Below are 26636 nucleotides of genomic sequence, written 5' to 3' on the forward strand. Positions count from 1 at the left end.
TAAAGCTCTCTTTTCAAAGAGAGCCTAATTTTTTAAGCGCCTTATCAATCAAACCATCCAGCTCGTAAAATGTTTCCTGATACATGGCAAGGTTCCCGCCGAACGGGTCAACCACATCACGGTCCACGGCCTCACCCGTAAATTCCTTAAGCGTAAAAAGCTTGACCGCCGCACCGGGGTAAGCCCTCTTGATCGCCTCTTTATGCGAAGCGGTCATCGTTAAAATCAATTCCGCCCAATCCACCGTCTCATTGGTTAACAAGCTCGATGAATGCTGATGCGGAATCCGGTTAGCATCAAGCACCGACTTCGCATGGGCAGATGCCTCACTCCCATTCGCGGCAAACACACCGGCAGACCTAACCTCCATTCCCTCGACCTTCTTGCTCCTCAAAATCGCCTCGGCCATCGGACTCCTACACGTATTTCCCGTACAAACAAACAAAATGCGTCGCACTGTGCCCGCCCCCTTTCCTCCTATTATAAAACGGTTATCCCCGGATTCCAAAAAAGACACATTAAAGGTCTTTTAATCTTTTTTGTTAACGAACATAGGATATCGCTTGTTTGCCCATTTGCTCCCAGCCACGCTTGAAAGCACTCACAGGCATTTTTCTATTTTTAATAACGGCAAGAGGATCATTAAAATAGATATAATTCCTATCATAACCGGTAACTAACACACTGTGTTCCTTATAGGTAATTGAAATCGGACCTACAGGCGTGTTCCATTTCTGCCAGTATTGAGATGGCACAGTATCAAACCACGTATTATTTATAACCCAAACAGAGGTCCCGTTATTCAGATATTTATAGATTTCTTCAAAGTTACTGCCCGAAAAATCAACCACTCGATTGGGTAAATATTTTTTAGCCAGTTCAGCAATCGGGCCGTGATAAACCGCAAGGCCCGGATGTTTAAATGTGTACATATCACCGACAAATCCCGTATTTGGATTTCCAAAATAAATTTGACCATTCTGTTTGGAGTATGGTGTCGGATCTTTTTTCAGCTGTTTGGCCAGTTCCATTTTATCGGCCTTGATTCCGGCATCCTGAAGCATCATCGCCAGAGAGGTAACTTCACAGCCTCTCGACAGCTCAGGATTTTGAGCAATAAGCGGCGCATCCAGAATGACAGAAGCGATTGCCCCGCTGCTGCCAAGATAGTAACGGTCCCTTCCGCTTTGGACCCAGCCGATTTTCATCGTACCGTCACCATTTAGGTAGTACCACTTTCCGCCATCAAATAACCATCCGGTTTTCATTGCCCCGCTCCGGTCGAGAAAGTACCATTTTCCGCCATAATATAACCATCCCGTTTTCATTGCGCCATTTGTATTCAAATAATACCACCTATTAGAAGATTTAATCCAGCCGGTTTTCATGACACCCGTTTCGTCGAGGAAATATCGTTTGCCCTGATCGGTAACCCAGCCTGTCATCTTTTGACCGTTGCTATTAAGATAATTCCAATATCCTTTCACAAGAACCCAGCCAATCGGCGGTGATGCTTCCACCTTGACGTCGATTGAATATGTATTCGTGCCAACGGTAGTTGTTATTTTTAAAATTGTATTTGCCTGTTGTTTTGAAATCGGCACTTCAAACGTACCATCGGCATTTGCTTGAACGGAATTAAGGATTCCGGCATTGGTTTCAACCGTTATTTTAACGCTTGGCGCTGTTTTCCCTTTAATCACCGTCGTCTTATCCGTTACTTTTTCCGTAAGCTGCAAATCCGGCGTTAGGTTAGGTTGTACCGCAGTTCCCGGGGATTGCTGCGCTGTAGCCTGAATTGTTTGTTCCGCCGATTGTCCTTGAACCTGATTGGTGCCGGTCGTCATCTCGGCTGATGCAAGAATGGGAAATAATGAATTTGAAATAACAAAGAGACCAATAAAAACTTTTACTGGAAATTTCCCCATCTTCTGTCCCTTCTTTTTAAATAAATATGATAGATTTATAGTTTATAAATTTATTAGTTTTTATCTTACCATATTTAGGGATAATTTTATGGAAAAAAGTATTAAAAATGGGGTTTTTACCAAATTTACTTTATCATAAATTGTTGTTTTTCGTACATAGGCTAAAATCACGTATTTATCTATGGTATCGTGCTCTTTTCTTCATTACTGACCTATTCTTTTCCTGAAAAACTTGTATAACTTATTAAACAAGCATGAAATAGCAGCAAAGTTTTTAGAAAAAAGCCTCACCAAAAAAGATGCAATAATTTAAAGCCGAACGCCAGTAAAATACCGCCGCCAAGCGCCTCGCCATAAACGCCCAGCCAGCCCTGAACCTTCCTCCCTAAGAGCAAACCGGCCCATGTTTGCATAGTCGCAACAACGCCGAAGCAAATGATGACCATTAATGTTTTTGCCCCGTATATTCCTAACGTCAGGCCCAATGAAAAACTATCGAGGCTCACGCTCAGCGCAAACAAAAGTAAGCCGAAGCCAATCGGCGTGATGACCTTTTCATCGCCCTTTTTAAAGCTTGACCAAATCATTTGGATTCCTAAGAGAATCAGCAGCAATCCGCCAATTAAGGTGGCAAAAGTCCCAAACTTCGCCGATAAATATTTACCTGCGAGCATGCCGACAAGCGGCATCCACACATGAAATAGGCCGATAGTAAGGCCGATTTTAAAAATCTGCCTTAAGCGCAGTTTGTACATCCCCATGCCAAGACCAACGGAAAAGGCATCCATCCCTAGTGCAATCGCCATTAATACCAGCGTTACTATTTCTCCTATCATTGCTGACATCCCCCTTGGACTTGCTCTAATTCACCATATGCACGTCCAAGAAAATTTAGAAGGCGACATAAAAAAAAGCATCAGGTCTCCAATAGGAGAGACTGATGCTTATTCACTAATAACCTTATTCCCTGCCGCCTTTTCCAAGCGGTTCATGATCGCATGCCCGACACCTGAATTCGGGAACATTTCGCTAAAAATAATATCGGCATTTTTTTGATTAAATGCCCGGAGTGTATCATAAAGCGACGCGGCAACCGTTTCAAGCTCCGCTCTTTTTCCGCAAGCCATCACGACATCCGCATCATACTGATCCGCATTTTCTTCCGTCGTCAGGACGCCGACCCGCAGCCCTTCCTTTTTCTTTTCCGCCACAAGCTTTTGCAGAAAATCCCTGCTTCCCGCAACGAGAAAAAGCGGTGCATTCGGTGCATAGTGACGATATTTCATCCCCGGTGCTTTCGGCTTTGACTCTCCGTCCATCAAGGCCGGGTCAACAAGCACTTCGCCAACTACTTCCTCAAGCTGCTCCTTCGTCACCCCGCCCGGTCGTAAGATGACGGGAATCGGTTCCGTGCAATCTACGACCGTCGATTCCACACCCACACCCGTTGCTCCGCCGTCGAGCACACCGGCAATCTTTCCTTGCAAATCGTCGAGCACATGCGCGGCATTGGTCGGGCTCGGCTTACCTGAGCTGTTTGCACTCGGTGCCGCAATCGGCAGCCGGCATTTTTTCAACAGGGCCAGGGCGACGGGATGGTCCGGCATTCTCACCGCCACGGTTGCCAGCCCTGCCGTTGCCTTTTCAGAAAGAACCCCCTCTTTCTTTTTAAAAATAATCGTCAGCGGCCCGGGCCAAAATGCTTCCATTAAGATGGAAGCTTTGTTGGGGATTTCCGCTACAAAGCGCTTAAGTTGTTCTTTTTCGGCAATGTGAATAATTAACGGATTATCCCCGGGTCTCCCTTTCGCGGCAAAAATTTTCGCTACCGCCTCGTCGCTTTCCGCATTCCCTCCCAGACCGTATACCGTTTCTGTCGGCAGTGCGACCACTTCATTTTCTCTTAAAAAATCCGCTGCATCCACAATCTGTGGATTATTTCCCAAGTTATCCACATACTTATCCACTTTCCAAACTTTTGTGTTCATTTTTATCCACCTTTATCATAAACAAGCTAAAACTCGAAATTTGCCGAATTTAGGCATCTTGACCTGTATTTTTTCTCTAATACTTTTGAAAGTATAAAAGAAGGTGGGTATAAAAACAAGCTTTTATCCACAAATTGTGTATAACATTCTGGAAAACGTGGATAACTTTGTGGATATATCCACAATTATAGTGAAAATTTCAAAAATAATGAGTTATCCACATTTAATACGTGTCGAATATGGTCGGAGTGATAAAATGGTGTGGGTAATTCCTCCCGCTCCACACTCTGAAACCCCAGCAATTCAAAAAATGATACAGCCTCCCTTTTATTTGTTGCCAAAAATAAGCTGTTCATCCCCTTTTCTTTTGCTAATTGAAGCATTTGGGTAAACAGAATGAAGATCTCTTTTTCAGCTTGTCCCGCCGAAACCACGAGTGAGCGCAACAGCCCGAAGCCATCAAATGCTTCCATCCCAAGCGACCCCTTCAATTCCCCCGCCTCATCCTCCATCAGCAAAAAGTAGTCCACCGTTTCGTCCGTCAAACCTTCTGTTCCCAGGTTTGCCTGTTTAAGAAACGCCGTCAATTTCCCCAAATCCTGTTTGCCTGCTTTACGAATTAATGACTGCATCCTAGTCCACCTCGTTTATTTTGATAATCTATTAATATGAAAAAATAGATAAAATAGACCAGGGGATGATAGTTTCTCCTAAAATTTTGGTATATTCTTTTGGCCAAGCTAGACCTTTTTTAATTTTTAGGATTTAGGTGCCACTTTTCATATTTTACCTGCCGCTTTTCTTATTTATCTGCCACTATCACCCGTTTTACCTGCCAACTGCAAAAAGCCAGCCCCGGTTTAAGGGGCTGGCGATTATTCAAATAGCTTTTGAAACAATTCTACGATAAAAAACTTAACTTTGACCGGCTGCTCATCTTCAGCTGTATAAACCGGTGCCGCTTTTTTAGCAATATGCTGTTTTTGCAAGACTTTGTTTGCCGGTTTTTCCTGTTGGTCGCTGTTATCTTGGGCAGCATTTTTTGCTGAAGCAACCTGCAATTCCGTATCGTCTACTTTTTCCTGAGCTTGAACCGTACTGCTTTTTTCCGTAGCTTGCGTGTCATCAGATGAAGCATCAGCCACCGATGCTGCACCTTCATTTATAGAATTAGCTTCCGCCACCGATGCTGTATCTTCATTTACAGAATTAGCTTCCGCCTCACTCACTGTTTCCGCTTTTGCTTTATGACTATCCTCAAAACCGTCACTGACTGCTACACCATTTGAAAAATCCAGGAAGCAAAGCGGCGGATACAACACGCACCACCAGTTAGCCCCTTCCCCTTTGCCTAAAGTGATTAATATCGCTTGATAATCTCCTGCCGGATATAAAAACTCGCCGTACAATTTAGTAGGAAACTGAACCTTGCCGAATTTAACATTAACCTTCTGATTTGAACCCCTGTCACGCACTGTTGTTTCCGCAATCGCTTGAATCTCCGGCAGCTTGGATTTAATCACCGTTTTTGCTTTATTCAGTGAAGTTAAATCCTTCACCCATAAGGAAATCTTCGCATTTACCGCATCCCGAACCTGGCGTTTAAGCGCTTGATCCGATCCCGTATCACTGTTGGCAAGAATCCGCAGCCGAATCGCATCACCCGGAATGACAACCTCTTCCTTTGCGATCGCTTGGTCTTTCGGTATATATAAACTTAAAATAGTTCCTAATGATAAAATTAATAGGTAAGCCCATACCAATGTTTTACTCTTCATTCTTGGCACCGTCCCTTCGATATCTTCATTGTGGACAGAAACCAAGAATCTTAAACTATTAATTTTAAAAAAATCTAGTAAAGAAAACTCGCCGATTGGCGAGCCCCTTAGGGCGAAGACAGAGGCGTAGTTGCACTTATGCGTAATAGGAAAGTCTAAACTTGCAAAAGTTTAGACTTTCCTATTAGCCAAAAAAGCTCCGGAATATTAACCCCCGGAACCTTCGTTCATTTCTGCAAACACCATTCTATCTTTCCCGTTAATATCATTAACGATGTCCACCTTAACATTTCCAAACGTTTTTTTAAAAAGCTCCGCTACCGCTTCGCCCTGACCGGCCCCAATTTCAAACCCAACCAGCGCGCGCGGCGCCAGAACGTCAGGAAGCTCCTTCATAAATCTCCGGTAAAAATCGAGACCATCCTCGCCGGCAAAAAGCGCCCGGTGCGGCTCATGTTCAGTAACCACTACAGACATCATTGCCATATCACCTACAGGAATATACGGCGGGTTCGAGATGACGACATCAACCTTTTCACCGATAAACGGCTGCAGCAAATCCCCTTGGAAAAATTCAACCTCCGCTCCAAGACGAGTGGCATTTTCCTTGGCGACCGCCAAGGATTCACCCGAAATATCGGACGCAGACACTTGTAAGGACGGATTCTCAAGCTTTAGGCTAATGGCAATCGCCCCGCTGCCGGTCCCTATATCGACCACCTTTTGGCCGTTTTTAATTCTTTTCAGCATTTCATAAACCAGTTCTTCTGTTTCCGGTCTCGGAATCAGCACCTCTTCATTGACTAGAAACGTTCGCCCGTAAAATTCCTCCGAACCGATCATATATTGAATCGGCACGCCCCTGACATGTTCCTGGATTGATTTTTCAAATTCGCTCCAAACGGAAGGCGCTAAATCTTCCCTTACGTTCGCGAACAGCTGCGACCGAGACATTCCCGTAAAATGACGGAGCAGCAGCTCCCCGGCATTTTCGTCCCGATTTGATTTTTTTAAAAAAGAAGAAGCCCATTGGAGAGCTTCGTACACTTTTTTACTCATTTGAGGCACTTTCAAGCTTTTTGGATTGATCTTCAAGAATCAAAGCATCAATCACTTCATCAAGCTTGCCTTCTAAAATTTGATCCAGCTTTTGAATCGTTAAGCCGATCCGATGGTCGGTCACGCGATTTTGCGGGAAGTTGTAGGTGCGAATCCGTTCAGAACGGTCGCCGGTTCCGACAGCCGATTTACGGACCTGGTCGTATTCAGCCTGCGCTTCCTGCTGGAACTTATCATACACACGCGCTCGTAATACTTTCATCGCTTTATCTTTGTTTTTATGCTGGGATTTTTCATCCTGACATGATACAACGATACCTGTTGGAATATGCGTTAACCGAACGGCTGACATCGTTGTGTTAACGGACTGTCCGCCCGCACCGCTTGATGCGAAGGCATCGAAACGGATATCTTTATCGTGAATTTCGATTTCCACTTCTTCCGCTTCCGGTAAACATGCCACTGTTGCCGTTGACGTGTGGATACGGCCGCCTGATTCTGTTTCCGGAACACGTTGAACGCGGTGGGCTCCATTTTCAAACTTAAGTTTTGAGTAGGCACCTGTTCCATTAATCATAAAAATAATTTCTTTATAGCCGCCGAGACCTGTCGGGTTCGCATCAATTACATCCGTTTTCCAGCCCTGGGCCTCCGCATAGCGGCTGTACATCCGGTAAAGCGTCCCTGCAAACAGCGCAGCCTCGTCACCGCCTGCGGCACCGCGGATTTCAAAGATAACGTTTTTGTCATCGTTTGGATCCTTTGGAATAAGAAGAATTTTCATCCGGTCTTCTAATTCCTCAATTTGCGCTTCCAGTTCGCTAACTTCTTCTTTTACCATTTCACGCATATCAGCATCGAGCTTATCATCAAACATAGCCTTCGCATCTTGAAGCTGTTCGCGTGCCTCTTTATATTGACGGTACGTTTGTACGGTTTCTTGTATGTCAGATTGTTCTTTTGAATAGTCACGAAGTTTTTTTGAATCATTAATAATTTGCGGGTCGCTTAAAAGTTCATTTAACTTTTCATAACGATCTTCCACGGATTGAAGACGATCAAACACAGTTATTCACCTCTAGTTTTAGTCCATAACATTCTAATTATAGTATAGGTGATAAGCACCGTCAAAACCAAATATTGTAGAAAAATTTTTTCAGGCAGCACCAACGCAAAAAACATGCCCTAAATCAGAGCATGTTATCTTCTCGCTTCTTTTACTTTCACGTCAATATTATAACGCGGCAGGGCTTGAACAAGTTTCTTATGGAGGCGTGCTTCGGCATCTTTAACATCGCGTTTTGTAAGATTGCCCTTTTTAAAAACACTTACCCACATCCTGTCGCCTTTGATCAAAACAGATTCTGTCCGGAATTCGTTGGTATTATTGATTACCCGTTTGGCTTGATCAATATCTGTCGCGAAATTCCCACTGCCGCCTGATGTAATACCATTCCTCGTTCCATTTAGATTAAGAAAGTTAGGATTTTGGTTGATTACATCATTTCCAACAAAGCGATTCTGATCGCGGTCCGTTGTCGTGTATGACATATAGTTGGGAGCGGTTTTATCTTTACGCAAATCATAGGAAGCATCGTTCGCATCTCTGGTCTGGCATCCGCTAGCGAGCATCATCATGATAAATACTGAGGGAAAAATGAACTTTTTCACTGTTTCCACCTCCTACTACTATCATGCCCGCTCGTATGCTGAACTGTTCGAGAGAAATCTTTCCATAGAAACAAAAAACCGCCTGGGATCGAATCCCAAACGGTTCTTGTTCAACACTAGTCAGCGGTGCCAGACACCACCTACTTCACCGCTTGCTGCACTTCCGGCCGATATGCCGTTTTTGGCACTTCGTGGTGATGACGGCAGCGCGGCTCATATGCTTCCGATGCTCCGACTAAAATGATAGGATCGTGGTAAGATGCCGGTCTTCCGTCAATAAGACGCTGCGTGCGGCTTGAAGGTGAGCCGCAAACGGTACAAACAGCCTGCAGTTTTGTGACTTGCTCAGCAATTGCCATTAAGGCCGGCATTTGTCCGAACGGCTCGCCGCGGAAATCCATATCAAGACCCGCACAAACGACACGGTGTCCCCTGTCTGCAAGCTCCTGCACGATTCTAACGATCCCTTCATCAAAAAACTGAACTTCATCAATTGCGATAATATCGATATCTGCCTCAATGTGGTGCATAATCTCCATAGAATGGGAAATTGGCTTCGCAATAAAAGAAGAACCATTATGGGATACTACAGATTGCTCACTGTAGCGATTATCAATTTTTGGCTTAAATACAGCTATTTTTTGTTTGGCAAATTGAGCCCGCCTAATGCGGCGAATCAATTCCTCCGATTTTCCGGAAAACATACTGCCGCAGATAACCTCAACCCATCCGCTTTGCTTCATTAAATACATAAAACGGCGTCTCCTTCCTATAACGAACCCGTAAACGATCTATATTTAAACGGGCGCTTAGACAAGCGCTTCCGCGTTTCTTCCTATTTTTTCATAAAAACTGTAAGTTTTATTCAATAAAAAACAGGCAAGTCAATTGCTTCTTGCCTGTGCTTTACACGATTATTGTTGCTGAGATTTAAGGCCGTATTTTTTGTTGAAACGGTCAACACGTCCGCCTGCTTCAGCGAATTTTTGACGACCAGTATAGAATGGATGACATTCTGAACAAGTTTCAACGCGAATTTCTTTCTTAACTGAACCAGTTTCAAAAGTGTTTCCGCAAGCACAAGTCACCTGTACCATTTTATAATTTGGATGAATTCCTGCTTTCATTCTTTTCATCTCCTTCCGCCCTGAATCTTTCGAAACAGAGTTATCATAAATGCTTGTCTTTTAAACAAACACTAAAATACTAAAAACATACTGAAGCCATTATAACAAGGCTAGGATGTTTTTGCAAGTTGGGATTTGTTGGAGGGTTCCTTAACTTCGATAACTGTCTAGCTCCAGCACCCAGCGACTAGTGGACTTCCCTCTCCTTCTTACGATAAGTCAACATCGAATCGCTATCGCTCTCCGTGTTTCCTTCATCTCATTCAGAGCGGTCCAGTCCATACGTCTCTAAACGGGCGCTTCCGCTTTTCTTAAGACCTTCTCGATTTTAATTCTTCACCCAATTGCGCGAAAAATTCTTCATTGGATTTAGTTTGTCTTAATTTCTTTAAGAAGCGTTCAGCAAAATCCGGTGAATCTGACATAGACTTCCGAATGGCCCATAATTTATCCAAATGATCCTTCGGAAGAATAAGCTCTTCTTTACGTGTTCCTGAACGGCGAATATCAAGTGCAGGGAAAATACGGCGTTCAGCAAGGGAACGGTCAAGATGGAGCTCCATATTACCTGTTCCTTTAAATTCCTCGTAAATGACATCGTCCATACGGGATCCTGTATCAACCAAGGCTGTCGCTAAAATTGTCAAGCTGCCGCCTTCCTCGATATTACGTGCCGCACCAAAGAATCGTTTTGGTCGGTGGAAAGCAGCCGGGTCAATCCCCCCGGATAAAGTTCTGCCGCTTGGTGGAATAACTAAGTTATAGGCACGGGCAAGACGTGTGATGCTGTCCATCAGGATAATCACATCGCGTTTATGCTCCACTAACCGCATCGCCCGGTCCAGCACAAGCTCGGCCACTTTAATATGATTTTCGGGAACTTCATCAAATGTAGAGCTAACCACATCACCGGCAACAGAGCGCTCAATGTCGGTTACTTCTTCGGGCCGTTCATCGATTAACAGAACAATCAGTTCCGCATCAGGGTGGTTCGTGGTAATGCTGTTGGCGATTTCTTTTAACAGCATCGTTTTACCGGCCTTTGGCGGAGCCACAATTAATCCCCTTTGGCCAAAACCGACCGGAGCAACTAAATCCATAATCCTTGTAGAAAGAAATTTTGGAGTTGTTTCAAGCTTCATTTGTCTGTCCGGGTAGAGTGGCGTCAACGCCGGGAAGTGAACGCGTTCCTTTGCAGATTCGGGATCTTCTCCGTTTACCGCTTCTACGTGCAAAAGACCGTAATATCGTTCATTTTCTTTTGGAGGGCGTACCTTACCGGAAACCTTATCTCCATTACGAAGGTCAAAGCGGCGGATTTGAGATGCTGAGATGTAGATATCCTCTGAGCTGGGCGAATAGTTGATCGGCCGTAAGAAGCCAAATCCTTCTGATTGGATAATTTCCAATACACCTTCCATAAAAAAGAAACCCTGTTGCTCCGCACGAGCCTTTAAAATGGCAAAAATTAATTCTTTTTTCGTTAATTTGCTGTAATAGGTCACTTTAAATTCGCGTGCTAGCTCATAAAGTTCCTTCAGCTTCATATTTTCTAAATTTGAAATTGTTACGTCCATTTGTACACCACACTTTAAAATTTTTCACACACCCGCCCTTTAAGCGGCAAATTTAAATAAGAAAATGAGAGAATAGAAAAGTATACATCTTTTTCAAAGAGGCATCAAAAGAAGAATTTAAATAGAATTGCAGAAAATGATCCATAGTAAAAACAATTCTTATTTTACCCTCTGAGTAAAAAATTAATCAACTAAATTTTTTTGGCAATCAGAATCTACCGTCGGGGAGCTTTCTTTAGCAAAATAATCGTTGGAAATTTTTTCTGGAAGGAGTATGCTCTGTATTCCTCTTGGAGTTTATCTATATAAAGGAGTTTTTCATTTTAAGAGAGTCCGGACTTCGAAAATCCGGGCCTCTCCTGAAAGGGTTTGCACTGATTTTTAAAAATTTTATTTAATGACTAAGTTCGGTTTCTTTTTCAAGCTGTGACGTCCGTCAATAAAACGAACAGTTCCCGATTTCGCTCTCATAACAACGGAGTGTGTTGAGCCGTAAGATCCTTTAAATTGAACGCCGCGTAATAATTCTCCATCGGTTACACCCGTTGCAGCAAAAATGGCATCGTCACCTTTAACAAGGTCTTCCATGCGAAGTACCCGATTAACATCAAGGCCCATATTGATACAACGCTCTAATTCAGCGTCACTTTGCGGCAATAGTTTGCCGATCAGTTCGCCACCTAAACATTTTAGGGCAACTGCGGAAATGACACCTTCCGGGGCTCCGCCTGAGCCAAAAAGAATGTCAACACCTGTGTTATCAAATGCTGTATTGATTGCACCGGCGACATCACCGTCGTTAATCAATTTAATTCTTGCTCCCGCTTCGCGAAGCTGAGCAATAATATGTTCATGACGTGGACGGTTTAAGACCGTTGCAACCACATCCTCGATGTCTTTGTTTTTCGCTCTGGCAACAGCTTTAAGGTTGTCCAATACAGATGCGTTAATATCGATTTGCCCGACGGCTTCAGGACCGACAGCAATTTTTTCCATATACATATCAGGAGCATGAAGTAAGTTTCCATGATCCGCAACTGCCAGAACCGCAAGTGCATTCCAACCGCCTGATGCTAAAATATTAGTCCCTTCCAACGGATCGACAGCGACATCGACGCGCGGTCCATACCCGGTTCCAAGCTTTTCCCCAATATAAAGCATTGGTGCTTCATCCATTTCGCCTTCACCAATGACCACTGTTCCCTTCATTGGAATCGTATCAAACACATCACGCATTGCCGATGTAGCAGCACCGTCCGCTTCATCTTTTTTCCCGCGTCCCATCCAGCGAGCTGAAGCAAGTGCAGCTGCCTCCGTAACACGAACTAGTTCCATTGATAAACTTCTTTCCATCGGTTCCATCCCCCACTATTCCCTATAAAAAGAATGCGTATTTTATTTTCTAGTTACCTAAAAGTAATCTTCGGATTAAATACTCCGCACGAAGGAAAGGCGTTCCGAGAATGCGCCCGGCGCCTAAGTGTTTTTCAACTGTTCTACTTCTTCATTTGTTAAAGCTTCGCGCCAAATCGTCGCCCCAAGGCCATTTAATTTTTCGACAAGATTACTATAGCCTCGATCGATATGCTCAAGACCCGTTACTTCAGTAATTCCTTCGGCAATCAGGCCTGCAATCACCAATGCAGCCCCTGCCCTAAGGTCACTCGCTTTCACTTTAGCACCTTGAAGCTGAATCGGACCGTTAATAATGGCAGAGCGTCCCTCCACCTTAATATTGGAATTCATTCTTCGTAATTCATCAATATGTTTAAAACGGGCACCATAAATAGTATCCGTAACGACACTTGAACCTGCCGATTTTGTTAAAAGGGTCGTGAAAGGCTGCTGCAGATCCGTTGGGAAACCGGGATAGACAAGGGTTTTGATATCAACCGCTTTCAAATTAGCGGCTCCATTGACAAACACCTGGTCATCCCCTGATTCCACCTGCACGCCCATTTCGCGCAGCTTGGCAATTAACGACTCTAAGTGCTGCGGAATCACGTTGTCAATTAAGACACCTTCACCGATTGCGGCACCGATAATCATGTAGGTCCCCGCTTCAATTCGATCAGGAATAATCGTGTGGCGGCAGCCATGGAGGCTGTCCACTCCGTCAATCCGGATGACATCGGTTCCGGCACCTTTAATTTTTGCCCCCATATTGTTTAACAGGGTAGCTACATCGATGATCTCCGGCTCTTTCGCGGCATTCTCAATGACGGTACGGCCTTTTGCTCTGACCGCAGCCAGCATAATATTGATGGTTGCCCCGACGCTTACAACGTCTAAATAAATTCGTGCCCCGCGAAGCTCATCGGCACGCAAATAAATGGCACCTTGTTCATTTGTAACACTGGCCCCTAATGCTTCGAAGCCTTTAATATGCTGATCAATCGGTCTTGGTCCAAGGTGGCAGCCACCCGGCAGACCGATGACAGCCTTTTTAAAGCGGCCCAGCATCGCCCCCATTAAATAATAGGAAGCACGCAGTTTTTTTACCTTTCCGTTTGGCAGCGGCATAGAGATCATTGTCGATGGATCAACCGTCATGTCATCATCGGAAAGCCGGACCTTACCTCCGATTTCTTCGAGCAGGTCCTTAAGAATTTCAACGTCAGAGATATCCGGTAATCCTTCAATAGTTACCGGTGATTCTGCCAAAATGGTCGCCGGGATTAAGGCAACCGCACTATTTTTTGCTCCACTTATTCTTACGGTCCCCTTTAACGGATAACCGCCCGCGATCTTAAGTTTTTCCATTTTCGACTCCCTTCTAGCCGTTACAAGAAATGAATGGTTTCTTCATTTATAAAAAGCGCCATTTATCACTAAAACGAAGCTTGAGGTATTTTTTTCCAACACAAAAAGTCAAATTCCGACAGCTTGTCTATTTATATAGTTTACACGAAAATTTTATTTTCATGTATCCATATTAAAAAAAATTACGAAAATGGAAAAATTTTGGTTATTTTTACGCGTTTGTACGGGAATTCCAGTCTTTTAGGAAGCCTTCAATTCCTTTATCGGTTAATGGATGATGGAAAAGACCTAATAGAACTTTGTATGGAATTGTCGCAATATGAGCTCCTCTTAATGCTGCTTCTGTCACGTGAATCGGATTGCGAATCGATGCAGCAATGATTTCTGTTTCAAGGCCGTGAACAGCAAAGATCTCAGAGATTGTGGAAATCAGATCTAAACCATTTTGTCCGATATCATCTAGGCGGCCAAGGAATGGCGACACATAGGTTGCCCCTGCTCTGGCTGCAAGCAATGCCTGATTAGCACTGAAAATAAGCGTTACGTTTGTTTTGATTCCTTCTTTTGAAAAAGCTGCTACTGCTTTTAAGCCATCGGGAGTCATTGGTACCTTAACGGTAATATTCGGCGCGATTGCTGCAAGCTCTTTCCCTTCGCGAATCATCCCTTCCGCATCAAGTGAAATAACCTCCGCACTGACAGAACCCGGCACAAGCGCTGCGATTTCTTTGATGCGATCATGGAAAGAAACATCTTTTTCTTTTGCGACAAGTGATGGGTTTGTCGTAACACCTGATAGTAATCCTAACTCATAGACTTCACGGATTTCTTCAATATTGGCTGTATCAATAAAAAATTTCATTCTGTTTCCCTCCAATTATTTTTCGCTATTTTTCGACTAATCTATTTAACATACTGAAACCGCCCTTTTCGTTAAGGGCGGTTTCAATTTACTAAAATCGTACCAAACTTTGAAGTACCTTTTCAAGCCTAGTCCGATTTGTTTTGTCTTATTAAGCTTTTCCCGCAGAACCGAATTCGCGCATTTTACCGCTAACCGTTTCTTTGATTGCATCACGTGCAGGTCCTAAATATTTACGTGGATCGTATTCATTCGGTTTTGCAGCTAATACTTCACGAACTACTTTAGCGGATGCAATTTGGTTTTCTGTGTTTACGTTGATTTTTGCAGTACCTAAAGAAATAGATTTTTTGATATCTTTTGTCGGGATACCTGTTCCGCCATGAAGAACAAGCGGCATGCCAGTGATATTTCCGATTTCTTCCATTTCTTTAAAGCCAAGGTTTGGTTCACCTTTGTAAGGACCGTGTACAGAGCCTAATGCAGGCGCAAGGCAGTCAATGCCTGTACGTTTAACAAGCTCTTCACATTCCTTAGGATCTGCATAGATTACGCCTTCAGCTACAACATCGTCTTCCTGTCCGCCGACTGTACCTAATTCAGCTTCAACGGAAACGCCGTGTGAATGTGCATAATCCACCACTTTGGAAGTGATTTCGATATTTTCTTCAAACGGGTGATGTGAAGCATCGATCATAACAGATGTGAAACCTGCATCAATCGCTTCTTTACATTTTTCAAAGCTTGAACCGTGGTCCAAGTGAATAGCGACCGGAACAGTCACTTTATAATCTTCCATTAATCCTTCTACCATTTTAACAACGGTTTTGAATCCGCCCATATAACGTCCTGCACCTTCAGATACACCAAGGATAACAGGTGATTTTTCTGATTCAGCAGCCTGAAGGATTGCTTGTGTAAATTCAAGGTTGTTAAGGTTAAACTGCCCAACAGCATAGCCTTCCGCTTTTGCTTTTTTTAGCATTTCTGTCATTGAAACTAAAGGCATTTCTCTTCCTCCTTGTTTTAGGTTGAACTCTTTTCAAACAGGACTTCCTCTTTAAGGATTTCCTGCTCATTTCGCGAATATGTATAACCAGAAAAGAATAAGCAACCATTGATTTTTCAATATGTATCATACCAAAAGAAATAAGGAATTGCCATTAATCTAGCACAGTTTTGTAAACTGTCATATTGAAAGCGTAAACATACGAATATTTGTTCATTGTTATGATGTAAAGTGTTAATTTGCTTTTTGCGGCAAATGTTTTCTTACTGCTGCCCGGATATCATCAATATCGAACGGCTTGGCAAAGTGCGTAATGGCCCCAAGATCCTTCGCTTCTTGAATCATATCCAATTCACCGTATGCCGTCATAATGATGACACGGATGTCCGGGTCAATAACCTTCATTCTTTTTAATATTTCAATACCATCCATTCCGGGTATTTTCATATCCAAAAGGACAAGATCTGGGTCATGCTTTGTAACAATATCAAGGGCTTGAATGCCGTTTGCAGCCTGAAATGTTTGATACCCTTCTTTTTGGAACACCTCATTTAATAAAATCCGAATTCCAAACTGATCGTCAACAATTAAAATTTTCTCTTTCATAACTCCACCTCTTCCCATTTTGTTAAATTCGATCCATTTTCCCTTTATCCCACTTACTATAGTTCTACATCTTTTTAAAAATTCCTGCCTTTTCGCAAAATGTTTTCATGTTATTTTACGATAATATCGGGGCTATTTTTGCATTTAATTGAAAAAGTTTATAATAAATCCGATAAGGAGGGGTTTATTTTGCTAAAAATGTTTACCACCCAGCTAACCGGTTTGTTTAAAAGAATAGAGGAAAAAGCAGAGTTTTCATTCGAGGATGGGGCACGGCTGCTTGCTCAGGCTCCCATCGGGGATGGCTCCATCTACATTTTTGGAACGAAGGAAATGAAGGCTGTGGAGTTTGAGGCCTCAGAGGGTGCAGAGCCGCTTGCCGGTGCGAAAATATTGGCAGCTGCAGCTGAGAATTGGAATGAACTTAAGCGTGCAGACCGAGTGTTGATTTTCACAAGGTCTTCGGCTGATCGCGAGGCAGTGGAGCTTGCGTTAAAGCTGCAGGAAAAAGAAATCCCGTTTGTGGCCGTTTCCACTTTAGATGCTGCTGCGGGTCAGTTGACGGAGCTGGCGGACGTTCATATTGATTTGTTGTTGTCAAAAGGCTTGCTTCCGGACGATTTAGGAAATCGCTACGGGGTTCCGACGGCAATGGCGGGATTATTTGTTTATTACGGCTTGAAGTTCACGATTGAGGAGATTATTGCTGAATATGAGGAGTAAAAAAACGACCTGGGTTCAGGTCGTTTTTTTTAAAAGCCAATCCTGTCATGAAAACGGAACTGACCCTGAAAAATTTATTTTTGAATTGACGCCTTAATAAAGTTGCGGAAAAGCGGCTGCGGGCGCGTTGGTCTTGATACGAATTCAGGATGGAATTGAGACGCTACGAACCATGGATGATCGGATAGTTCGATGATTTCCACCAAGCGGCCGTCAGGACTTGTACCGGAGAAAATAAATCCTGCCTCTTCCATCTCTTGACGATAATGATTGTTAAACTCATAACGGTGACGGTGACGCTCATAAACCACTTCTTCTTCATAAGCAGCGAACGCTTTCGTATCCTCAGCAAGGCGGCAAGGATATAGTCCTAAACGCAATGTTCCACCCAAGTCTTCAACATCCTTCTGTTCCGGAAGCAAATCGATAATTGGATATTCCGTGTCCGGCTGGAATTCAGCAGAATGTGCTCCATTGTAGCCGAGGACATTACGGGCAAATTCAATCGTCGCCAGCTGCATACCTAAACAAATACCAAGGAATGGCTTCTTCTGTTCACGTGCGTAACGGGTTGCTTCAATTTTGCCTTCAATTCCACGATCACCGAACCCTCCAGGTACAAGAATTCCGTCAACATCATTCAATAACTCAGCCACATTCTCACTAGTTACCTCTTCGGAATTGATCCATTTTACTTCCACATCCGTGTCAAATGCATAACCGGCATGCTTCATCGCTTCAACAACGGAAATATAGGCATCCTGCAGCTCAACATATTTACCGACAAGCCCAATGCGCACTTTGTTAGAAAGATTGAGGACACGGCCGACCAATTCTTTCCATTCTGACATTTCCGCTTCAGGCGTATCTAATTTCAAATGATCGCAGACAATTTGGTCCATGTTTTGCTCTTGAAGCGAAAGCGGAATCGAGTAAAGCGTATCTGCATCCTGACATTCAATGACCGCCTTGGCATCAATATCACAGAACAACGCAATTTTATCCTTCATATCCTGTGAAACCGGCATTTCCGTCCGAACAACGATGATATTTGGCTGAATTCCAAGACTGCGCAGCTCTTTTACACTGTGCTGGGTCGGCTTCGTTTTCATTTCTCCCGCAGCTTTAATATACGGAATAAGCGTACAGTGAATGTACATCACGTTATCACGGCCGATATCACTTTTGATTTGACGAATCGCTTCAAGGAATGGCAATGACTCAATATCCCCGACGGTTCCGCCAATTTCCGTAATGACAACATCGGCATTTGTTTCTTTGCCGGCACGGAACACGCGCTCCTTGATCTCATTCGTGATATGCGGAATAACCTGAACCGTACCACCCAAATAGTCGCCGCGGCGTTCTTTTCGTAAAACGGTCGAGTAGATTTTCCCGGTCGTAACGTTGCTATATTTGCTTAAATTAATATCAATAAAACGCTCATAGTGACCTAGGTCCAAGTCGGTTTCAGCGCCGTCATCGGTGACGAACACTTCGCCGTGCTGATACGGGCTCATTGTTCCCGGGTCCACGTTAATGTACGGATCAAACTTTTGAATCGTCACGCTAAGTCCGCGATTTTTTAATAAGCGCCCTAAAGATGAAGCGGTAATTCCTTTTCCGAGCGATGAAACCACACCGCCTGTTACAAAAATATACTTTGTCATAAATAATCCCCCTCTTATACAGTTTGTGCATTATTCATTTTGTTTAAGGCGTTTTTCTAAAATTTTTTCAAACACCTTATCCATAAAGAAACTCGGATCATAGTTGCAATCTTTCCTCTTTCGACGGGGAAAATCAACATTCCATGAAAAAGCAAAAAGCACTCCGCTTACTTAATGTAAGGGAGCGCATATTAGTAAATATCGAATCGTTCCTTTTAAAAGGAGCCCAAAAAAGATTCTACAAGGGCAGGATTAAAAAGTCAAGCTGATTATTTATCTTTTTCCTCTTCCTCGAACTCTTCTTCTTCTTCGAGGTCTTCGTCATCTAAATCTTCTTCATCGCCAAGATCAAATTCTTCTTCGTCCTCAATGACATCGTCATCGTCGTCCAAAAGATCTTCATCTTCTTCAAGGTCATCCTCAAGTAAATCTTCATCATCTTCCAGAAGATCATCTTCATCATCTGCAAAGTCATCAAGATCATCGTATTCTTCTTCTTCATCGATTTCATCGTAATCGTCAAGATCGAGATCCTCTTCATCGACAACCTTTTTAGCCTTTTTCTTCTTAGGTTTAACGACAGAAGCCACTTCTTCTTCAGCCGTATCAACAGGATACCAAACGCGAAGTCCCCAACGGTTTTCACCTAATGATAGGAAACGGCCATCGATATTCATATCAGTATAAAATTGTGCCAAGCGTGATCTGATTTCTTGTTCCGAAATATCTGCAGCTGCAGCGATTTCACTTACTAATTCATTAAAGGAAATAGCTTGTTTTCTATTTTTTAAAAACTCGTAAGCCATTTCTATGAGGGATAACTCTTTTAATTGCTCTTTTGAGTAACTTTCTAGACTCAATTTTGGCACTTCCTTTCTCTATTTAACACCCTAAAAAGAGTGAATAACGGGCATTTAGAGGGATTTCCCCCAGAATACATATTCTTCATTATAAACAAATTTTTCCCGTTTATGCTAGTGCTATCTGCCGTTTCGCTTGATTTTTTCAGGTCGAGACCGTTCTTTCTCCGTTTCCTTTTGTGCGTTGTGCTTTTTAATCTCCTTAATTGACACTACCAAGAAGAAAATGGCCAGCAGCAAAAATGAAACCGCCCCTAATTGAAGCTGATAGAGATAATATAACGGCCATGCAAACACAAGTAAAACAATAATCATGCGGCTAATTTTCATTTGTTTACACCTGCCCGATAAACCTCATAGTTTGTTTGCTACTTTTGATTATATAAGATAATAGCTAATTTTTAATAATAAGTTGAAAAATAATTATAACAGAAAAAGACAATGGCTCAAAAGCAGGAGCTTTTAAAGCCATTGTTCTATTAATAAAATTTTTATCAAATTAAACTTTGCCAGATACCTGTTTTGCTACATATTTCTGCGATACTGACCGCCGACTTCGTAAAGCGCTCTGGTGATTTGCCCTAGGCTCGCCACTTTTACCGTTTCCATTAACTCGGCAAAAATATTGCCGTTGTTGACAGCCGCCTCTTTTAAGCTCTTTAATTTTTCCGCGGCCGCATCGGCATGACTTTCCTGGAAGGTGAGCAAATTATGAATTTGCAATTCTTTTTCTTCATAGGAGGCTCTTGCCAGTTCCATGCTGTTTACAGCTTCCTCAGATGGAGGATTCGGATTCAAATACGTGTTAACCCCGATGATTGGCAATTCACCCGTATGCTTTTTCATTTCATAGTACATTGATTCATCTTGGATTTTTCCGCGCTGATACTGGGTCTCCATCGAGCCAAGGACACCGCCGCGGTCGTTTAAGCGTTCAAATTCCTGAAGAACCGCTTCTTCAACCAGCTCGGTTAACTCTTCGACGATAAATGAGCCTTGAAGCGGATTTTCATTTTTCGTTAACCCGTGCTCTTTCGTAATAATCATCTGAATCGCCATCGCCCGGCGCACGGACTCTTCCGTCGGCGTCGTAATTGCCTCATCATACGCATTCGTATGAAGCGAATTACAGTTATCCTGCAGCGCCATCAACGCCTGAAGGGTCGTACGGATATCATTAAAGTCGATTTCCTGGGCATGCAGCGAGCGCCCTGATGTTTGAACATGGTACTTCAGCTTTTGGCTCCGTTCATTTGCGCCATATTTATCGCGCATTACCGTTGCCCAAATGCGGCGCGCCACACGGCCGATCACCGTATATTCAGGGTCCAATCCATTGGAAAAGAAGAACGAAAGATTTGGTGCGAAATCATCAATTTTCATGCCGCGGCTTAAGTAATATTCCACATAGGTGAAGCCATTTGACAGCGTAAACGCCAGCTGCGAAATCGGATTCGCTCCCGCCTCGGCAATATGATAGCCGGAAATCGAGACGGAATAATAATTGCGCACCTGCTTGTCAATGAAATATTGCTGAATATCGCCCATCATCCGTAAAGCAAATTCCGTTGAAAAAATACACGTATTTTGGCCTTGGTCTTCTTTTAAAATATCAGCCTGCACCGTACCGCGGACGGTTTTTAACGTATAGGCCTTTACTTCGGCAAACTCCTCAACCGTTAGGACACGGCCAAGCTCCGATTCTTTCTTCTTTACCTGCTGGTCAATCGCCGTATTCATGAACATTGCCAAAATGATTGGCGCGGGACCATTAATTGTCATCGATACCGATGTGGACGGATGACATAAATCAAAGCCTGCATATAGTTTTTTCATATCATCAAGCGTACAAACGCTGACGCCGCTCTCGCCGATTTTTCCAAAAATATCAGGTCGGTAATCCGGGTCTTCGCCGTACAAGGTAACCGAGTCAAACGCTGTACTTAAACGCTTCGCTGAATCGTCCTTTGATAAATAGTGGAAGCGGCGATTCGTTCTATCCGGTGTGCCTTCGCCGGCAAATTGCCGTTTCGGATCTTCCCCTTCGCGCTTGAACGGAAAAACACCTGCTGTATACGGGAACGAGCCAGGTACATTTTCCTGGTAGACCCAGCGGAGGATTTCACCGTAATCCTTATATTTTGGCAGCGCCACCTTTGGAATATCCAGACCTGATAAGCTTTTTGTTTTTAACACTGTGATAATTTCTTTATCGCGAATTCTGGTGACGAATTGCTCGGCGGAATACGCTTCCATCGTTTTATCCCAGCTAGTAAGAATTTTCTTCGATTCCGGTGTTAACCTCGCTTCAACTTCCTGTTTAATGGATGCGAGTGTTGCAAGAACAGCATCGTCCTTAACAAGCGTCATCGCACCCTCGAGCTGGAATAATTTCCGGGCAATATTTGCTTGCTCCTCCGCTTTTTTATGATACCTGCGGACCGTATCGGATATTTCCCGTAAATAATAACGGCGATCCGTCGGAATAATCACATTTTGCTTTTCCACAAGGGCTTTTTTCGTAAAAGAAGTCAGCCAATCCGTCGCCATTTTTTCATTAATTTTTTCAATCAACGCCGCAAACAAAGCATTGGTGCCCGGATCATTAAACTGGCTGGCAATCGTACCGTAAACCGGCATTTCGGAAGCTTCTTTTTCAAACAGCATATGGCTGCGCTGGTATTGTTTTTGCACTTGGCGCTTAGCATCCTCGGAGCCCTTGCGCTCGAACTTATTGATGACGATTAAATCGGCAAAGTCGATCATGTCGATTTTTTCAAGCTGGGACGGCGCCCCGAATTCACTAGTCATTACGTACATTGACACATCGCAAATTTCGGTAATCCCCGCATCGCCTTGGCCGATCCCGCTCGTCTCGACGATGACAAGGTCAAATCCGGCCGCTTTCGTAACGGCAACCGCATCCTTGATCGCGAGCGAAAGCTCTGTTTTCGAGGATCTTGTTGCCAGGCTGCGCATATACACATTCGGTGAAAAAATCGCATTCATGCGAATCCGGTCACCTAACAGCGCGCCGCCCGTTTTTTGTTTCGTCGGGTCAACTGAAAGAATCGCCACCTTTTTATCAGGCAGCTCATTGATAAAGCGGCGGATTAGTTCGTCGGTCAGCGAGCTTTTTCCCGCTCCCCCTGTACCGGTGATTCCGACAACCGGAATCGTTTTCGACAATGTTTTCACTTGATCAAGCACAAGCTCGGCGGCAGCGGCCACTTCTTTGTTATCGTCAACATGAAGCTCGGCCAGCGTAATTAACTTGGCAATTGCGTTAACATCACCCGTTGTCAGCTTTTCAATTTGCTCGGCGGCATTGGTGGTCACCGTAGGAAAATCGCATTCCTCCAGCATTCGGTCAATCATTCCTTGAAGCCCCATCGTTCTGCCATCCTCAGGTGAGAAAATCCAGGCAATCCCGTAGTCATGAAGCTCTTTTATTTCCCGAGGGATAATAACGCCGCCCCCGCCGCCATAAATGCGAATATGCGGTGCGCCCTTTTCCTTTAGAAGATCGTACATATATTTAAAGTATTCAACGTGTCCGCCTTGATAGGAAGAAATCGCAATCCCCTGCGCATCCTCCTGAATCGCCGCATTCACCACTTCTTCCACCGAACGGTTATGACCAAGGTGAATCACCTCCGCCCCGCTCGATTGCAGGATTCTTCTCATGATATTAATTGAAGCATCATGCCCGTCAAACAAACTCGATGCTGTCACAAACCGAATATGATGTTTTGGCCGATAAATTCCCATCGTTCTCCCCCGTTCTTAGAAAAGCGCAAGGCGCCCGCTTATCAGCGACCAGCATAAGACGAGCCGGCAGGAAGGTTGTTTTTTAACCTTCCTGACAGATTGGCTTATGAAACGAGCCGATGGCGCCTGGAGCTTGACATTAATCAAAGTAAAAATAAACCCTGTTCTTCCGTTCCGCTTTTCATCGTTTAGGTAGTCATTTTTCATACGCGATATTGATTTAACCCTGCAAACAAATGATCCGTTTGCAGGTCAATGTATTCGTCCAAGGTAAATAATTTCCGTAATGCCCAGCGGCGGAATCCCCACATTTGACCTTGGACAAATATGTCATGGGCAATGATTTCAATTTGCTTTTTCGATAAGGTCAGTTCCCCATTTTCAACACATCGGGTCAGGAGATTTTCGAACATCCCGACCATTTCCATTTCCTTTTTCAGTACATATGGAAGTGCATCCTTTGAGAGCGATTTAACCTCTTGATACATAACCAGCACTTCGGCCTGCAATTCATCCATAACCCGGAAATAATCGGCAATCCCAAGCTTCAAGCTCGCGAGTGTACCTTTTTCCTGGTCAAGGCCCTGTTCCAGCCGCTCGCGGACATGGTCGTAGATGCTATCGCAAACAAGGTAGAGGACGTCTTCCTTGGTGCGGATGTATTCATACAGTGTACCAATGCTAAAGCCGGCCGCTTTGGCAATCTCTCTTGTCGTCGTCCCGTGAAATCCCTTTTCCTTAAAAAGGGTGACCGCCCCTTTGATCATCTGGTCGCGCCTTTTTTGCACGAGCTTTTCATCTTTGACAGATGCCTGTACTTCCCGTTTTTTTATCATGCTTTACCGCCTTTTCCATATTAGGCGATTTTTGATACCGCCTTCCCCTTTGTTAATCAAGTTATTATTTTGTAAGCATCCTTGAGATGACAAGACGCTGGATTTCCTGTGTTCCTTCGTAAATTTGCGTGATTTTCGCATCACGCATGAATCGTTCAACCGGATAATCCTTTGTATAGCCGTAGCCGCCAAATACCTGGACAGCTTCGGTTGTTACTTTCATTGCCGTGTCACCGGCGAGTAATTTGGACATTGCCGATTCTTTTCCGTATGGCAGACCGTTTGATTCAAGCCATGCAGCCTGATAGGTTAATAGTCTTGAAGCTTCGATGCCTGTGGCCATATCCGCAAGCTTAAAGCTGATTCCTTGGTTGGCCGCGATCGGCTTGCCAAATTGGTGACGCTCTTTTGCGTAATCGACCGCTGCGTCGAGCGCACCTTGCGCAATTCCGACTGCTTGGGCGGCGATGCCGTTGCGGCCGCCATCAAGGGTCATCATCGCAATTTTAAAGCCTTCGCCTTCTTCGCCAAGTCGGTTTGCTACCGGCACCTTGCAATCTTCAAAAATAATTTCGGTTGTCGGTGACGAGCGAATGCCGAGTTTCTTTTCTTTTTTCCCAACGGAGAAGCCAAGGAAATCGCTTTCAATAATAAAGGCGGTTGTTCCTTTTTGCTTGCTGGTCGGATCGGTTAACGCAAAAACCACATAAATGTCGGCCACACCGCCGTTTGTGATGAAAATTTTTGAGCCGTTTAGGACGTAATGATCGCCTTCAAGACGGGCTGTTGTTCTCATTCCGCCTGCATCCGAGCCGCTGCCAGGCTCTGTTAAGCCGTAAGCTCCGATTTTGCTTCCTTCTGCCATCGGGCGAAGATAGGTTTGTTTTTGTTCTTCAGAACCGAATTTGTAGATAGGCCAGCCGGCTAAGGACGTGTGAGCGGAAAGCATTACCCCTGTAGAAGCGTCGACGCGGGAAAGCTCTTCGACAGCGATACAATAAGCTAAATAATCACTGCCGATGCCGCCATACTCTTCAGGCCACGGAATTCCGGTTAAGCCAAGCTCCGCCATTTTGTCGAAAATTTCACGGTCAAAGCGTTCTTCCTCGTCACGTTCAGCCGCTGTAGGCGCTACTTCGTTCCGTGCAAAATCCCGAACCATTTTTCTGATCATTTCATGCTCTTCGGATAATCTAAAGTTCATTGCTTTGTCCTCCATTAAATTGATGTATTAAGATTCATACCTTTACAGATGCTTACTCACCACAATCCGCTGAATCTCACTTGTACCTTCATAGATTTCCGTAATTTTAGCATCACGGAAGTAGCGCTCTACCGGGTAATCCTCTGTATAACCGTAGCCTCCGAACACTTGGATCGCTTCCGTCGCTACTTCGACCGCTGTTCTTGAAGCAAACAATTTTGCCATTGATGCTTCCATCCCGCATTTCAAGCCGTTCGTCCGTAAATCGGCGGCGCGGTAGATTAATAGTTTCGCTGCCTCAACGCTTGTCGCCATATCAGCTAGCTTAAAGCCAACACCTTGCTGAGATGCAATCGGTTTTCCAAATTGCCGGCGTTCCTTCGCATAGGCGATTGCAGCCTCAAGGGCGGCTTCGGCAATCCCCAGCGCTTGGGTAGCAATGCCGATTCGGCCGACTTCGAGGTTGGCCATGGCAATTTTAAAGCCCGCGCCTTCTTGGCCGAGAAGGTTTTCGACCGGCACCATCATATCCTCAAAGGTTAACTGCACAGTCCTTGAACCGTGTAAGCCCATTTTCTTTTCATCCTTACCGATGACCAGACCCGGCATTCCTTTTTCAACAATGAAGGCGGATATTCCTTTGCTGCCCAGTTCGGGATTGGTGGAGGCAAAGACGATATACACATCCGCTTCTCCGCCATTAGTAATAAACACCTTAGAACCATTAATCACATAATGATCGGCTTTTCTAACAGCTCGTGATTTTAAGCTGGCTGCATCAGACCCTGAACTAGCTTCTGTTAAGCAAAAGGCACCCAAATATTCGCCTGAAGCTAGCTTTGGTACATATTTTTGCTTCTGTTCCTCACTCCCAAAATAAAGAATCGGATTTGTGCAAACCGATGTATGGACGGATAAAATAACACCCACGGTTGCGCTGACTTTGGAAAGTTCATGGATGGCGATAATATAAGACGTAAAATCCATTTCCGCCCCGCCGTATTTTTCAGGAACGGGAATACCCATGAGGCCGAGCTCGCCCATTTTGCGGATTATTTCCCGCGGAAACTCGCCTTTTTCCATGTTTTCAATAAACGGCGCAATTTCAGCAGTGGCAAAATCGCGAACCATTTTTCGCATCATTTCTTGTTCTTGTGTAAAAGTAAGATTCACCGTTAATCTCCCCTTGAAGGAATGATGTAAA

The 26636-nt window shown here is 44.1% G+C and carries 25 protein-coding genes; 1 reads left to right on the forward strand and 24 read right to left on the reverse strand.

Features of this window, described 5'->3' with window-relative positions; genetic code table 11:
- Nucleotides 1-13: 13 nt before the first annotated feature.
- The 17 genes from J2S10_RS20100 to J2S10_RS20180 all read right to left on the reverse strand — a co-directional run bounded on the left by J2S10_RS20100 (nucleotide 14) and on the right by J2S10_RS20180 (nucleotide 16386).
- Complete coding sequence (locus tag J2S10_RS20100) at nucleotides 14-517, reverse strand: low molecular weight protein arginine phosphatase (RefSeq protein WP_307411423.1); 504 nt, start codon at nucleotides 515-517, stop codon at nucleotides 14-16.
- A gap of 25 nt (nucleotides 518-542) precedes the next feature.
- A complete protein-coding gene (locus tag J2S10_RS20105) occupies nucleotides 543-1928 on the reverse strand; it encodes a C39 family peptidase (protein ID WP_307411426.1) in 1386 nt (461 codons plus the stop codon).
- Between the two features lie 287 nt (nucleotides 1929-2215).
- Nucleotides 2216-2773 carry a manganese efflux pump MntP gene (locus tag J2S10_RS20110; protein ID WP_307411428.1) on the reverse strand — a complete coding sequence of 186 codons (558 nt, stop codon included), beginning with the start codon at nucleotides 2771-2773 and terminating at the stop codon, nucleotides 2216-2218.
- Between the two features lie 99 nt (nucleotides 2774-2872).
- Entirely contained in the window at nucleotides 2873-3916 is a 1044-nt protein-coding gene (locus J2S10_RS20115) for an L-threonylcarbamoyladenylate synthase (protein ID WP_307411430.1), read from the reverse strand.
- Nucleotides 3917-4101: 185 nt separating this feature from the next.
- On the reverse strand, nucleotides 4102-4548 hold the full coding sequence (locus tag J2S10_RS20120; protein WP_307411433.1) for a GNAT family N-acetyltransferase: 447 nt from the start codon (nucleotides 4546-4548) through the stop codon (nucleotides 4102-4104).
- Between the two features lie 243 nt (nucleotides 4549-4791).
- Nucleotides 4792-5694: a stage II sporulation protein R gene (gene spoIIR / locus J2S10_RS20125; RefSeq protein WP_307411436.1), complete on the reverse strand. Its 903-nt coding sequence runs from the start codon at nucleotides 5692-5694 to the stop codon at nucleotides 4792-4794.
- Nucleotides 5695-5901: 207 nt separating this feature from the next.
- Nucleotides 5902-6753 carry a peptide chain release factor N(5)-glutamine methyltransferase gene (gene prmC / locus J2S10_RS20130; protein ID WP_307411438.1) on the reverse strand — a complete coding sequence of 284 codons (852 nt, stop codon included), beginning with the start codon at nucleotides 6751-6753 and terminating at the stop codon, nucleotides 5902-5904.
- Nucleotides 6746-7819 (reverse strand): peptide chain release factor 1, encoded by a 1074-nt coding sequence (gene prfA / locus J2S10_RS20135; RefSeq protein ID WP_307411440.1) that lies wholly within the window; start codon nucleotides 7817-7819, stop codon nucleotides 6746-6748. The genes prmC and prfA overlap by 8 nt, the downstream gene beginning before the upstream one ends.
- Nucleotides 7820-7953: 134 nt before the next feature.
- Nucleotides 7954-8424: a hypothetical protein gene (locus J2S10_RS20140; RefSeq protein ID WP_307411442.1), complete on the reverse strand. Its 471-nt coding sequence runs from the start codon at nucleotides 8422-8424 to the stop codon at nucleotides 7954-7956.
- A 140-nt stretch (nucleotides 8425-8564) separates the two neighbouring features.
- Entirely contained in the window at nucleotides 8565-9176 is a 612-nt protein-coding gene (locus J2S10_RS20145) for a thymidine kinase (RefSeq protein ID WP_307411445.1), read from the reverse strand.
- Between the two features lie 162 nt (nucleotides 9177-9338).
- A complete protein-coding gene (gene rpmE, locus J2S10_RS20150; RefSeq protein WP_307411447.1) occupies nucleotides 9339-9551 on the reverse strand; it encodes a 50S ribosomal protein L31 in 213 nt (70 codons plus the stop codon).
- Between the two features lie 311 nt (nucleotides 9552-9862).
- Nucleotides 9863-11128 carry a transcription termination factor Rho gene (rho, locus tag J2S10_RS20155; RefSeq protein WP_307411449.1) on the reverse strand — a complete coding sequence of 422 codons (1266 nt, stop codon included), beginning with the start codon at nucleotides 11126-11128 and terminating at the stop codon, nucleotides 9863-9865.
- A 390-nt stretch (nucleotides 11129-11518) separates the two neighbouring features.
- Nucleotides 11519-12481 carry a class II fructose-bisphosphatase gene (glpX, locus tag J2S10_RS20160; RefSeq protein ID WP_307411453.1) on the reverse strand — a complete coding sequence of 321 codons (963 nt, stop codon included), beginning with the start codon at nucleotides 12479-12481 and terminating at the stop codon, nucleotides 11519-11521.
- Nucleotides 12482-12604: 123 nt separating this feature from the next.
- Nucleotides 12605-13891 carry a UDP-N-acetylglucosamine 1-carboxyvinyltransferase gene (locus tag J2S10_RS20165; RefSeq protein ID WP_307411456.1) on the reverse strand — a complete coding sequence of 429 codons (1287 nt, stop codon included), beginning with the start codon at nucleotides 13889-13891 and terminating at the stop codon, nucleotides 12605-12607.
- Between the two features lie 211 nt (nucleotides 13892-14102).
- Nucleotides 14103-14753: a fructose-6-phosphate aldolase gene (gene fsa / locus J2S10_RS20170; protein ID WP_307411459.1), complete on the reverse strand. Its 651-nt coding sequence runs from the start codon at nucleotides 14751-14753 to the stop codon at nucleotides 14103-14105.
- 151 nt (nucleotides 14754-14904) lie between these two features.
- Nucleotides 14905-15762, reverse strand: coding sequence for a class II fructose-bisphosphate aldolase (locus J2S10_RS20175; RefSeq protein WP_307411462.1), 858 nt, complete (start codon nucleotides 15760-15762; stop codon nucleotides 14905-14907).
- A gap of 234 nt (nucleotides 15763-15996) precedes the next feature.
- Nucleotides 15997-16386: a response regulator gene (locus tag J2S10_RS20180; RefSeq protein ID WP_307411464.1), complete on the reverse strand. Its 390-nt coding sequence runs from the start codon at nucleotides 16384-16386 to the stop codon at nucleotides 15997-15999.
- A 171-nt stretch (nucleotides 16387-16557) separates the two neighbouring features.
- On the opposite strand from J2S10_RS20180, the gene J2S10_RS20185 reads away from it, so the two are divergent.
- Nucleotides 16558-17091: a DUF2529 domain-containing protein gene (locus J2S10_RS20185; protein WP_307411467.1), complete on the forward strand. Its 534-nt coding sequence runs from the start codon at nucleotides 16558-16560 to the stop codon at nucleotides 17089-17091.
- 74 nt (nucleotides 17092-17165) lie between these two features.
- On the opposite strand, the gene J2S10_RS20190 is transcribed toward J2S10_RS20185, so the two are convergent.
- From J2S10_RS20190 to J2S10_RS20220, 7 genes are all read right to left on the reverse strand, one after another.
- On the reverse strand, nucleotides 17166-18761 hold the full coding sequence (locus J2S10_RS20190) for a CTP synthase (RefSeq protein WP_307411470.1): 1596 nt from the start codon (nucleotides 18759-18761) through the stop codon (nucleotides 17166-17168).
- A 269-nt stretch (nucleotides 18762-19030) separates the two neighbouring features.
- Nucleotides 19031-19621 (reverse strand): DNA-directed RNA polymerase subunit delta, encoded by a 591-nt coding sequence (gene rpoE / locus J2S10_RS20195; RefSeq protein ID WP_307411472.1) that lies wholly within the window; start codon nucleotides 19619-19621, stop codon nucleotides 19031-19033.
- A 120-nt stretch (nucleotides 19622-19741) separates the two neighbouring features.
- On the reverse strand, nucleotides 19742-19951 hold the full coding sequence (locus tag J2S10_RS20200; protein ID WP_307411475.1) for a hypothetical protein: 210 nt from the start codon (nucleotides 19949-19951) through the stop codon (nucleotides 19742-19744).
- Between the two features lie 195 nt (nucleotides 19952-20146).
- Entirely contained in the window at nucleotides 20147-23392 is a 3246-nt protein-coding gene (gene icmF / locus J2S10_RS20205) for a fused isobutyryl-CoA mutase/GTPase IcmF (protein ID WP_307411477.1), read from the reverse strand.
- A 203-nt stretch (nucleotides 23393-23595) separates the two neighbouring features.
- A complete protein-coding gene (locus J2S10_RS20210) occupies nucleotides 23596-24225 on the reverse strand; it encodes a TetR/AcrR family transcriptional regulator (RefSeq protein ID WP_307411858.1) in 630 nt (209 codons plus the stop codon).
- 67 nt (nucleotides 24226-24292) lie between these two features.
- Complete coding sequence (locus tag J2S10_RS20215) at nucleotides 24293-25432, reverse strand: acyl-CoA dehydrogenase (RefSeq protein WP_307411478.1); 1140 nt, start codon at nucleotides 25430-25432, stop codon at nucleotides 24293-24295.
- A 42-nt stretch (nucleotides 25433-25474) separates the two neighbouring features.
- On the reverse strand, nucleotides 25475-26605 hold the full coding sequence (locus tag J2S10_RS20220) for an acyl-CoA dehydrogenase (RefSeq protein ID WP_307411481.1): 1131 nt from the start codon (nucleotides 26603-26605) through the stop codon (nucleotides 25475-25477).
- Between the last annotated feature and the right edge of the window lie 31 nt (nucleotides 26606-26636).

The organism is Neobacillus ginsengisoli (assembly GCF_030813055.1).